The following is a 10,666-nucleotide window of genomic DNA, read 5'->3' on the forward strand; positions in this document are numbered from 1 at the left end:
ATTATGTCTCAAGGAACGAATTACGTACTGGGCGTCTATGACGATGAAGATGTTTTGATGGATGCAATCAAGACTGTTCGGGAGTCAGGTGTAAAAATCGAAGAAGTTTATTCACCGTTTCCTGTACACGGAATCGAAGATGTTCTGGGGTATAAGAGAAGCTGGTTATCTGTAGCAGCATTTATGTTCGGAATCACAGGTACTACATTGGCTTTGACCATGATGGTTGGTATGATGGGCGTAGATTGGCCAATGATAATTGGTGGTAAAGATTACATTCCAATTCCATCATTCATTCCAGTTACTTTCGAAATGACAGTTCTATTAGCATCATTTGGAATGGTAGGAACCTTCTTTGTGATTTCCAATCTTAAACCTTGGGGTAAGCCAAGAATTTATGACATCAGAATTACAGATGATAAGCATGTTATGGCTATTGATTTAGATGGAAATGACAAGTCTGAGGCTGATATTAAGAAAGTATTGCAGGGTAGTGGAGCTACTGAGGTTAACAACAAAACATTTGAATGATAATGAGACTAAAGGCATTTAGATATTTAGGAATTATCACAATTGGAGCACTAGTAGCTTCATGTGCAGCAGGTGTCGATGATACTGGCTTGGAGTATGCTCCTCAAATGTATCATTCAACTCCTTACGAGCCTCTGACTCAAATTCAAGATGAGAATGCTGGGACATGGCTTGATTCGAATGATGAAGACGGACACGGAGAGTTTTATAATTCTAACCCGTACAATCAGTTTAAAATGAATATGCGTGAGCCAGTTGCCAATACTGTTAGAAGGGGCCAACTGTTACCTGTTCGATTAGGAAAAGATGATTTAGAAGAAGCTGCGGCTACATTGGTTAGCCCATACCCAGCTGATGATGCAAATGTGGTGAAGCAAGGAAAGGTAGCATATGATAGCTATTGTAAGCATTGTCATGGCGAAAAAGGAAATGGTGATGGTTTGGTTGCCGAGGCTTATGCCGGTGTTGCAAACCTAAATGGAGCATCATATACAGAAATTACTGAAGGTCATATTTTCCATGTGATCACTTATGGTAAAGGTTTAATGGGAGCTCATGGATCTCAGGTTAGCCCTGAAGATAGATGGAGAATTGCCCGATATGTTAAAGAATTGCAAAAGAAGAACTAAAGTCTACTCATGGTAACAGAAGAAAGATATGAATTTACTGCTACTGCCAAGAAGCGCCTACTAATCACATTGGTGGTCGGTGTTGTGCTTTCAGTGCTAGGCTATTTTACATTAGGTTCAGGTGATGGTCATGGTAGTAGTCATGGCGATGAAGATCATGCTGAAGTTGTTTCTGATCACGGTGAAGAACCGTACACCGCTGAAGGACACGGATCAGAAGATAGTCACGCTGAAGAGGGGCATGGTGAAGGTGGACATCACGGTAGCAGCTCATCAGTTAAAAGACTTTTGTCGAATCTCTGGATCAACAATGTGTTCTTTGCAGGATTAGCCATAATAGGAGTTTTCTTCTTCGCTATACAATATGCTGCTCAAGCAGGTTGGTCTGCAGGAATAAAAAGAATTCCATTTGCATTTGGAAGCTGGTTACCAATTGCATTCGTTTTAATGTTAGTTGTATTTCTTGTAGGTAAGTATGACTTGTTTCACTGGACACATGCGGATTTATATGCAGAGGTTGGTGGGGATGAAATTGTAAAAGGAAAATCACCTTATTTCTTCTGGCCATTAGGAGGAGGAGAGTTTCCATTATTCTGGGTTGCTAGACTTGTGATATTCTTTGCAGTTTGGTATTTGCTTTTCAGAAAATTAAGATCATTAGCATTTTCAGAAGATATTGAAGGGGGAACTACAAGCTGGTATAAATTAAGATCTACATCTGCTATTTTCCTTGTATTCTTTGCAGTATCGTCTTCAATGTCAGCTTGGGATTGGATTATGTCAATAGACGTTCACTGGTTCAGTACTATGTTTGGATGGTATGCATTCGCAAGCTGGTGGGTAGCTGGTTTGGCACTATCTCTTTTCATTGTTGTAATGTTGAAAGATAAAGGACTGCTTTCGGTGGTTAATGAAAATCATATTCATGACTTAGGAAAGTTTGTTTTTGCCTTTACTATTTTCTGGACTTACGTGTGGTTCTCTCAATTCTTATTGATTTACTATGCACACATTCCAGAAGAAACCGTGTATTTCTTGGAGCGATGGAAAGATGATCACTACGCTCCAGTGTTTTATATCAATTTAATTCTAAACTTCTTCTTCCCATTCCTAGTTTTAATGACAAGAGATGCGAAGAGACACGCAAGAATTCTAAAAGTTGTTTGTCCTGCAATCGTATTTGGTCACTGGTTAGATTTCTATCTAATGGTTTCTCCAGGTACTGTAGGACATAATGGAGGTTTTGGATTCTTGGAAATAGGTTTGATTCTAGTATATGCCAGCGCTTTCTTGTACGTGACATTCAATGCACTAGCAAAGGCGCCTTTATTTGCGAAGAATCACCCAATGTTGAAAGAAAGTTTGCATCATCATATTTAATAAGTAGGGATAGATTATGCTCAATTTAATTATTGTAATAGCGGTCATTTTAATCATTGCTGTAATATTTACAGCTTACCGCGTCACCACGTTAGTTGATGTTGTAAAGAAGGATAAAAAGCAGAGCTATGTACCTGCTGGTAACAGCTTTCAAGGTATTCTCTTCATTCTATTTTTAGTAGCTGGAATAGCAGGGTTCTTCTATTTCTCTATGAAGGAATATGATAATTACAACCTGCCAATTGCTTCTGAACATGCAGTAGTTACAGAAAATCTTTTCTGGATTACAATGGCAATTACTGTTTTCGTATTTATTGTTACTCAGATCTTTCTATTCGGATTTGGATGGAAGTATAGATATAAGGAAAGTAATAAGGCACATTATTATCCGCATAACAATAAGTTAGAGATGATATGGACAATTGTTCCTGCTGTCGTACTTGCTTGGTTGATTATCTCAGGATTAAAGCAATGGAATGTAGTTACAGGTCCGGCCCCTGAAGACGCGGAAGTCATTGAAGTAATGGGTTATCAATATGCTTGGGCCTTTAGATATCCAGGTAAGGACGGAGAACTAGGTGGATATGACTTCAGAAAAATTGATGATATCAATTCAATGGGGATTGACTTCAATGATCAAAATGGTCATGATGATTTTATGCCACTACAGTTGGTTCTTCCTAAAGGAAAACCAGTTCACCTTAAGATCAGAGGTAGGGATGTAATCCACAGTGTTTATAACCCACACTTTAGAATGCAGATGAATGCCGTGCCTGGAATGCCTACAAGGTTTTGGTTTACACCTACAGTAAGTACAGCTGAAATGCGGGAAATCACTGGTAATCCTGACTTTAATTACGAACTCGTTTGTAACAAGATCTGTGGGAAAAGTCACTATGGTATGAAAGGTATCATCGTAGTACTTGAACAAGATGAGTACGATTCGTGGTACAAAGAGAACCAACAAAATACTTTCCTGAAGCTTAATCCGGACTATTTGAGTGAAGTGCCAGAGGATTTGAAAGAAGCGGCAAAAATTGCAGCAGGAATTGAAAACATTGAGAAAGAACAAAAAGTTACAACTGCAGCAAGCAGTTTTAAATAATATTATATGTCAGTAACAGATATACAACTTCAGGAAGATTTAGCTCACGATGATCATCATGATCATCACCATGAGCAAGGGTTTGTAAGCAAGTATATTTTCTCGACTGATCACAAGACCATCGCGAAGCAGTTCTTGATTACAGGGATTTTCTGGGCATTGATAGGAGGGGGTCTTTCTATCATTTTCCGCCTTCAATTAGGTTTTCCAGAGATGGACCTTGAGTGGTTACGTCCAATGCTTGGGCAGTGGATTACAACTGATGGTAAGTTAGATGCTGAATTCTACCTTGCACTGGTAACAATGCATGGTACGATCATGGTATTTTTCGTACTGACAGCAGGTTTGAGTGGTACATTCTCAAACTTCCTAATACCACTTCAGATTGGAGCACGTGATATGGCTTCAGGGTTTATGAATATGCTTTCTTACTGGTTCTTCTTTGCTTCCAGTGTGGTAATGTTTATTTCATTTTTTATAGAAACTGGACCTGCAGGTGGAGGATGGACGGTTTATCCGCCATTAAGTGCACTTCCGCAGGCAATTCAAGGATCAGGTACAGGAATGACCTTATGGTTGGTTTCTATGGCCTTATTTATAGCGTCATCTTTGCTAGGGGGGATCAATTATATCACTACAGTAATCAACATGAGAACACAAGGAATGTCTTTTGCAAGGCTTCCGCTTACAATATGGGCGTTCTTCATTACTGCGATACTAGGACTTCTATCATTCCCTGTATTATTATCAGCTGCTTTACTATTGATCTTTGATAGATCATTTGGTACAAGCTTTTACTTGTCTGAGATTTATATTGCTGGAGAGGCGCTTCCGAATGTTGGAGGTAGTCCAATCCTATATCAACACTTATTTTGGTTCCTTGGACACCCAGAAGTATATATTGTAATTCTTCCGGCACTAGGAATCACATCAGAGATCATAGCTACCAATGCTCGTAAGCCGATCTTTGGATACAAAGCAATGATTGGATCAATGTTAGGTATCGGTTTCTTATCGTTCATTGTTTGGGCTCACCACATGTTCGTAACAGGGATGAATCCTTTCCTTGGATCTGTGTTTACGATATTGACATTGGTAATTGCTGTTCCTTCAGCGATAAAAGCATTCAACTACATCACAACACTTTGGAAAGGTAATATTGTGTTTACACCTGCAATGTTATTTTCTATTGGTTTGGTATCCTTCTTTATATCTGGAGGCTTAACAGGAATTTTCCTTGGAAATTCAGTACTAGATATTAATCTACACGATACCTACTTCGTTGTAGCTCACTTTCACCTTGTAATGGGTAGTGCTTCATTCTTTGGCCTTCTTGCTGGTGTATACCACTGGTTCCCTAAGATGTTCGGTAGAATGATGGACGATAAACTAGGTAAAGTTCATTTCTGGCTTTCTTTCGTTGGGATTTATATGGTGTTCTTCCCACTTCACTACATAGGTATTGCCGGTTTCCCAAGAAGATACTATTCATTCACCTCTTTTGAGACTTTCAACATATATGGTGATCTGAATGCGCTAGTAAGTATTGCTGCTATTTTAACTTTTGCAGCTCAGTTTATATTCCTTTTTAACTTCTTCTATTCAATATATAGAGGTAAGTTGGCACCGGCGAATCCATGGAGATCTAACACACTTGAGTGGACTACTCCAAGATTCCCAGGTCACGGAAACTGGGTTGGAGCTATTCCTAAAGTTTACAGATGGCCTTACGACTATAGTAAGCCTGGTTCGGATGAGGACTTCATACCTCAAACTGTACCTTATTCACACACTCCTAAATCTAACCTTGAGCATGAAAACGAGCTAACTAAGGAAGAAGATCTAACAGGAGTTGAAAAAGCTAATTAATAAAAAGAATTTTCTAAGAATTAATACTATCACACTAGTATCAGTATTTGTACTGATACTAGTGGGAAGTATTGTGCGTGTTATGGGTGCTGGTATGGGCTGTCCAGATTGGCCCAAATGCTTCGGTTCATACATTCCACCAACATCTTCCGAAGGGCTGCCTGATAATTATCAAGATATTTTCAGAGCACAGCGGATCAGCAAAAACGAACGTCTAGCTAATCTTTTTAATGGCTTGGGTTATGAGGAACTTAGCAAAAGAATAACTGAAGATCCGGCGGTGCTACTAGAGCAAGAATTTGATACTACCAAAGCCTGGATAGAGTATATAAACAGGCTTGTTGGTGTTTTAATTGGATTATTTGTCTTTTTCAACATGGTATTCTCTTTCGCTTTCAGAAAGACATCTGTATGGATACCTATTATGGGAATATCAATTTTTATCCTAACAGGTTTCCAAGGTTGGGTAGGATCGCTTGTGGTCTCTACTAATTTGCTGCACGGGTTTATCACATTTCATATGCTTCTCGCTTTATTAATAGTAGCGCTTCTTATTTGGATGAATGTACGTGTAAAGGAGTTGAGTACTGTGTCTAATTCTAAACTTTTTGTTCTTAGCATAGCGATGACGGTTTTATTCGTTCCTCAGCTTATTCTGGGAACAGAAGTAAGAGGTACCATTGATGATTTATTGATTTCTACATTAGGAAGAGATCAGTGGGCAAATAGCTTAACAGATATTTTTCTAGTCCATCGTTCTTATTCGTGGCTTCTTCTGATAGGTGCAATAGCCCTATTTTATTTGTCAAAGAATTCCAATGAGGCTTGGATGATCCGCTCATCAAAGCAAATTGTGATTTTGGTTGTATTAGTAATGTTTGCTGGTATAGGAATGGCAAGGTTTTCTTTTCCATTTTGGCTTCAACCTCTGCATTTAATTTTTGCAGTAGGCATCTTTAGCCTTCTGTTTTATTTAACTTTGCGTCTCAAATTGGATAAGTGAGTTCTACTGCTACACATATTGACATTACATCAGCTGAGAAGGTAAAAGCTTACTACGAATTGCTTAAACCAAGACTTTCCTTTTTGGTCGTATTCTCCTCCGGTTTTGGATATGCATTAGCGAGTCAAACCCTAATTGGGTGGGTGAATTTTATCATATTTTTAATCGCGGGATTTTTAGTGTCGGGTTCTTCAGTCACAATCAACCAAGTGATTGAGCAGAAGTATGATGCGATAATGAAGAGGACAAAGGATCGACCTTTACCTTCAAATAGAATTACTGAGTCAGAAGCAATTTGGTTTAGCGTTGTTACAGGCATTATAGGTCTTGTTTTGATGTTTTTAGCAACCAATATGTTAGCAACATTGCTATCATTTTTATCTCTGCTTTTGTATGCATTTGTCTATACACCCTTGAAGCGAGTTGGATCTATCGCCGTTTTCGTCGGGGCAGTTCCGGGGGCATTACCTCCACTTATTGGTTGGGCTGCAGCAAGTGGTGTGCTTTCTTACGAGGCCATGATCATATTTGGAATCCAGTTTATCTGGCAGTTTCCTCATTTTTGGGCCATAGCCTGGGTTTCGGATGAAGATTATAAAAAAGCTGGATTCAAGTTATTACCCGGTGGTGGTGCTAAAGATTTGAATACTGCAATAAACATAATGGTCTACACATTGTTTTTATTACCATTAGGATTGTTGCCAACATTGTTTGGTTTAACAGGACTAACAAGTGGGGTAGTAGCAACGATTTGTGGTACTTTATTCTTGGCGCAGACTTTTAGTTTGATGAAAGACATCTCAAATCAGAAAGCTAAGAGAATCATGTTTGGGTCTTTTATATATCTACCCATTGTTCAAATAACCTTTTTATTAGACAAGATATGACTGGAGAAGTACAAGCACCTAAGGTAAGATCAATGCATCCACAAAAATTTGCAATGTGGCTGTTCTTAGTATCTGTGATAATGATATTCATATCACTTTCAAGTGCTTACATTGTAAAAAAATCTATCGGTGATTGGATATATATAGAGTTTCCTTCATTGTTCCAATGGACAACGGGAGTTATTATCCTAAGTAGTATAACGATGCATTTTGCATACATTTCAGCTAAAAGAAATAACATAAAAAATATTCGAATAGGACTGGCGATAACAGGAATATTAGCAATTGTGTTTATCGTGGGACAGATAAAAGCGTGGGGTCAACTGGTTGATGGTGGATATTATTTTGTTGGAAATCCAGCGAGTTCATTCATTTATATCTTCACTGGATTACACGTAGTTCATTTAATAGGGGCAATAATTTTCTTATTGATAGTTCTAGCAAAAGCATTCAATTATAAGGTTCATTCAAAGAGTTTAGTAAGAATAGAAATGTGTACCACTTTCTGGCATTTTCTTGGTGGACTTTGGTTGTATTTATACTTATTTTTGATTCTCAATAATTAACCTACAAAATCTAACACGAATGGCTAACACGGCTGTAATAGTAGAAGAAGATAAAAAGAACATTTGGGGCGGTGGAGTTTCACCGATGAAAGCAAGCTACGGCAAGCTGATGATGTGGTTTTTCCTATTGTCAGATGCATTTACGTTCTCTGCTTTATTGATTACTTATGGCCTCATACGATTCAGTCACCCTGCATATGAAGGTGCAGTTGCTGATTTTAAGTTCTCCCAAGAATATTGGCCGATCCCTGAAAAGGTATATGAAGCTGTGCCGTTTCTGCATGGTGTAGAATTGCCATTGGTTTTTGTTGGTATTATGACCTTTATCCTAATCATCAGTAGTGTGACAATGGTTTTGGCAGTAGAGGCAGGTGAAAGAATGGATAGAAAAGGTGTTGAGAAGTGGATGTTATGGACAATTCTTGGAGGTTTAACATTCCTTGGATGTCAGGCATGGGAATGGGGACACTTCATTCACGGTGCTGATATGTCAAAGAATGCTGTAGAAAACTTAATAATGGGAGCTGGACTAACTGAGAATCAATATGGTCCTCCAAACTTTGCAGCGTTATTCTTCTTTATTACAGGGTTCCACGGTTTCCACGTATTTAGTGGGGTAGTAATCAACTTTATCATATTCTATCAAGCTACGGTCGGTATTCTTGAGAAGAGAGGACATTATGAGATGGTTGAAAAAGTAGGCCTTTATTGGCACTTTGTAGATCTTGTATGGGTCTTTGTATTCACATTCTTTTACCTTGTTTAATCTTATCATTTACAAATAAATGGAACAGCAAACTCCACAAATCGAAGTACAGCCGGTAAACAAGGCTAAGGTTAAGAACTTCCTTAAAGTAATGTGGTATTTAGCCATTATTACAGCAGTTGAATTCGGTATTGCATTCACTGTACCTCATGAACATAAATGGGTAAGAATCATCGTATTTATTGCATTGACGATAGTTAAGGCATACTATATTGTAGCAGAGTTTATGCACCTTGGACATGAAAAGAAATCTTTAAAGATGTCTATCGTGCTTCCAATGCTTTTCGTGGTATTCTTCATCTTCATAATGATTTACCAAGGTGGTGCAATTCTGGAAGCGCTTTATTGATAAAATGTCTTGAAAGGCAGAGGACTTAAACGTTTAATCATATTTGTTGTATTCCTGATACCAGTAGGATGGTATCTTATTCTTCAACTTTTTGGAGATAATAGATTCTCATTAAGTCTATTAAATGAGTTGCCTAGGGAATGCCAACAATTCAACGAGATTACTGTTGTATCTATAAGTGATTCGTTATCGGTTGTTGAAACCAATTATATGAATCGAGTTATCTACGCAGCAAATAAGCGTAAGGCAAATCTTGTATATGAGAATCAATCCTTTTTCGATTGCATTAATCAGTCAGATGTTGACCTTGTATTGATCAATGAAAAAGGTCTATGGGGTGCTTATGAATTATCAAGAGAAGGAGTAGATCAACTTTTAACAGAATTAGACATTCTTGCTCTTCAGCAGTCATATGGAAAAGGAACTGTCAGATAATAAAACGTATTTGAGAATTATATACTTGGTATCGATCTTGATACCAATTGTCGTGGCTCTCTTAATATTATTTCCGGCAAAGTTTGGAGCGGGAGATTGGGTTAAACTGTTACCAGCAGTTCATGCCATTATCAACTCTCTTACAGTATTGACTTTATTGGCAGCGCTCATCGCAATAAAAAAAGGAAATGTAGAGGTACATCGAGCATTTATGTTTGCTTCGTTATACCTAGGAGTGGGATTTTTGATCTCATATATTTTATATCACTCAAACGTGCCTTCAGTAAAGTTTGGTGATATAAATCATGATGGAATAGTAGATGAGATAGAAAAGGCTGCTGTGGGAACTAATCGGATAGTATATTTAGTTATTCTAGCAAGTCATATCCTTCTTTCAATTTTGGTAGTACCATTTGTGTTGTTCGCATTTTATTATGCATTAACAGGTCAAATTGCTAAGCATAGGAGGATGGTGAAATATACCTTCCCTGTATGGATGTATGTTTCGATTACTGGTGTTATTGTTTACTTCTTAATTAAGCCATACTACTTTTGATCTATGAAGAGGGCATTATTACTTGTATTTTCAGTACTAACACCACTCATTAATTGGGCTCAATGTGCCATGTGTAGAACCCAAATAAAAAACAACGTAAGTGCAGGAGAAACTTCTATGGCTGAAGGTTTGAACAATGGAATTATGTTTCTGTTTTTCACCCCTTACATCGTAGTTTTTATTCTTATTTTCCTTTGGTTTAAATACAGCAAAACAACTAAGAGTGTCAGTCTTATCGAGCGTCTTAAAGGCTAAATGTCCTCGCTGCAGAGAGGGAGAGATATTTACACATGGAGTGTTAAACATCAAGAAGATGTCTTCCATGCACAAAACATGCCCTAATTGTAGTTTGAGGTATGAGAAGGAACCAGGTAATTTTTACGGCGCAATGTACGTCAGCTATGGTTTCTCTACAGCAATCTTTATTGCAACTTATATTGCTCTTTACTATCTCTTCAATGATCCTGCCATTACGATTTACTTGATAAGTATATTGGCAGTAGCTCTGTTATTATTCCCATTTAATTTTCGTTACGCCAGAGTAGTCTTCTTATATCTGATTTGGAAGACGTAATGGTTGAATAAGGCGT

Annotated in this window: 14 protein-coding genes; all 14 read left to right on the forward strand. The window is 37.9% G+C overall.

Annotation, left to right across the window (positions count from 1 at the left end):
- Window positions 1-3 precede the first annotated feature (3 nt).
- On the forward strand, window positions 4-531 hold the full coding sequence (locus tag ACY650_RS16770; protein ID WP_462249179.1) for a DUF3341 domain-containing protein: 528 nt from the start codon (window positions 4-6) through the stop codon (window positions 529-531).
- Between the two features lie 2 nt (window positions 532-533).
- Complete coding sequence (locus ACY650_RS16775) at window positions 534-1,160, forward strand: c-type cytochrome (protein WP_462249181.1); 627 nt, start codon at window positions 534-536, stop codon at window positions 1,158-1,160.
- 9 nt (window positions 1,161-1,169) lie between these two features.
- Window positions 1,170-2,540, forward strand: coding sequence for a quinol:cytochrome C oxidoreductase (locus ACY650_RS16780; RefSeq protein ID WP_462249183.1), 1,371 nt, complete (start codon window positions 1,170-1,172; stop codon window positions 2,538-2,540).
- Between the two features lie 16 nt (window positions 2,541-2,556).
- Complete coding sequence (locus ACY650_RS16785; protein ID WP_462249185.1) at window positions 2,557-3,645, forward strand: cytochrome c oxidase subunit II; 1,089 nt, start codon at window positions 2,557-2,559, stop codon at window positions 3,643-3,645.
- 6 nt (window positions 3,646-3,651) lie between these two features.
- Window positions 3,652-5,514 carry a cytochrome c oxidase subunit I gene (locus ACY650_RS16790; RefSeq protein ID WP_462249187.1) on the forward strand — a complete coding sequence of 621 codons (1,863 nt, stop codon included), beginning with the start codon at window positions 3,652-3,654 and terminating at the stop codon, window positions 5,512-5,514.
- Window positions 5,498-6,517 carry a COX15/CtaA family protein gene (locus ACY650_RS16795; protein ID WP_462249189.1) on the forward strand — a complete coding sequence of 340 codons (1,020 nt, stop codon included), beginning with the start codon at window positions 5,498-5,500 and terminating at the stop codon, window positions 6,515-6,517. The genes ACY650_RS16790 and ACY650_RS16795 overlap by 17 nt, the downstream gene beginning before the upstream one ends.
- Complete coding sequence (cyoE, locus tag ACY650_RS16800; RefSeq protein WP_462249191.1) at window positions 6,514-7,404, forward strand: heme o synthase; 891 nt, start codon at window positions 6,514-6,516, stop codon at window positions 7,402-7,404. The genes ACY650_RS16795 and cyoE overlap by 4 nt, the downstream gene beginning before the upstream one ends.
- Window positions 7,401-7,970 carry a cytochrome c oxidase subunit 3 gene (locus tag ACY650_RS16805; RefSeq protein ID WP_462249193.1) on the forward strand — a complete coding sequence of 190 codons (570 nt, stop codon included), beginning with the start codon at window positions 7,401-7,403 and terminating at the stop codon, window positions 7,968-7,970. Before cyoE ends, ACY650_RS16805 begins: the two co-directional genes overlap by 4 nt.
- A gap of 19 nt (window positions 7,971-7,989) precedes the next feature.
- Window positions 7,990-8,736 (forward strand): cytochrome c oxidase subunit 3, encoded by a 747-nt coding sequence (locus ACY650_RS16810; protein WP_462249195.1) that lies wholly within the window; start codon window positions 7,990-7,992, stop codon window positions 8,734-8,736.
- A gap of 19 nt (window positions 8,737-8,755) precedes the next feature.
- Window positions 8,756-9,085, forward strand: coding sequence for a cytochrome C oxidase subunit IV family protein (locus ACY650_RS16815; protein ID WP_462249197.1), 330 nt, complete (start codon window positions 8,756-8,758; stop codon window positions 9,083-9,085).
- Between the two features lie 9 nt (window positions 9,086-9,094).
- Window positions 9,095-9,520 carry a hypothetical protein gene (locus tag ACY650_RS16820; RefSeq protein WP_462249199.1) on the forward strand — a complete coding sequence of 142 codons (426 nt, stop codon included), beginning with the start codon at window positions 9,095-9,097 and terminating at the stop codon, window positions 9,518-9,520.
- A complete protein-coding gene (locus tag ACY650_RS16825) occupies window positions 9,498-10,076 on the forward strand; it encodes a DUF420 domain-containing protein (protein WP_462249201.1) in 579 nt (192 codons plus the stop codon). Before ACY650_RS16820 ends, ACY650_RS16825 begins: the two co-directional genes overlap by 23 nt.
- A 3-nt stretch (window positions 10,077-10,079) precedes the next feature.
- Window positions 10,080-10,331: a hypothetical protein gene (locus ACY650_RS16830; RefSeq protein ID WP_462249203.1), complete on the forward strand. Its 252-nt coding sequence runs from the start codon at window positions 10,080-10,082 to the stop codon at window positions 10,329-10,331.
- Between the two features lie 67 nt (window positions 10,332-10,398).
- On the forward strand, window positions 10,399-10,650 hold the full coding sequence (locus tag ACY650_RS16835; protein WP_462254421.1) for a DUF983 domain-containing protein: 252 nt from the start codon (window positions 10,399-10,401) through the stop codon (window positions 10,648-10,650).
- Window positions 10,651-10,666: the final 16 nt, after the last annotated feature.

The sequence above is a fragment of the Ekhidna sp. genome (assembly GCF_963691765.1).
GTDB lineage: Bacteria > Bacteroidota > Bacteroidia > Cytophagales > Cyclobacteriaceae > Ekhidna.

What these genes read in the sequence shown, in the direction of transcription:
- ACY650_RS16770 (WP_462249179.1), top strand. Translation starts at nt 4, where the DNA reads ATGTCTCAAGGAACGAATTACGTACTGGGCGTCTATGACGATGAAGAT.
- ACY650_RS16775 (WP_462249181.1), top strand. Translation starts at nt 534, where the DNA reads ATGAGACTAAAGGCATTTAGATATTTAGGAATTATCACAATTGGAGCA.
- ACY650_RS16780 (WP_462249183.1), top strand. Translation starts at nt 1,170, where the DNA reads ATGGTAACAGAAGAAAGATATGAATTTACTGCTACTGCCAAGAAGCGC.
- ACY650_RS16785 (WP_462249185.1), top strand. Translation starts at nt 2,557, where the DNA reads ATGCTCAATTTAATTATTGTAATAGCGGTCATTTTAATCATTGCTGTA.
- ACY650_RS16790 (WP_462249187.1), top strand. Translation starts at nt 3,652, where the DNA reads ATGTCAGTAACAGATATACAACTTCAGGAAGATTTAGCTCACGATGAT.
- ACY650_RS16805 (WP_462249193.1), top strand. Translation starts at nt 7,401, where the DNA reads ATGACTGGAGAAGTACAAGCACCTAAGGTAAGATCAATGCATCCACAA.
- ACY650_RS16810 (WP_462249195.1), top strand. Translation starts at nt 7,990, where the DNA reads ATGGCTAACACGGCTGTAATAGTAGAAGAAGATAAAAAGAACATTTGG.
- ACY650_RS16815 (WP_462249197.1), top strand. Translation starts at nt 8,756, where the DNA reads ATGGAACAGCAAACTCCACAAATCGAAGTACAGCCGGTAAACAAGGCT.
- ACY650_RS16825 (WP_462249201.1), top strand. Translation starts at nt 9,498, where the DNA reads ATGGAAAAGGAACTGTCAGATAATAAAACGTATTTGAGAATTATATAC.
- ACY650_RS16830 (WP_462249203.1), top strand. Translation starts at nt 10,080, where the DNA reads ATGAAGAGGGCATTATTACTTGTATTTTCAGTACTAACACCACTCATT.
- ACY650_RS16835 (WP_462254421.1), top strand. Translation starts at nt 10,399, where the DNA reads ATGCACAAAACATGCCCTAATTGTAGTTTGAGGTATGAGAAGGAACCA.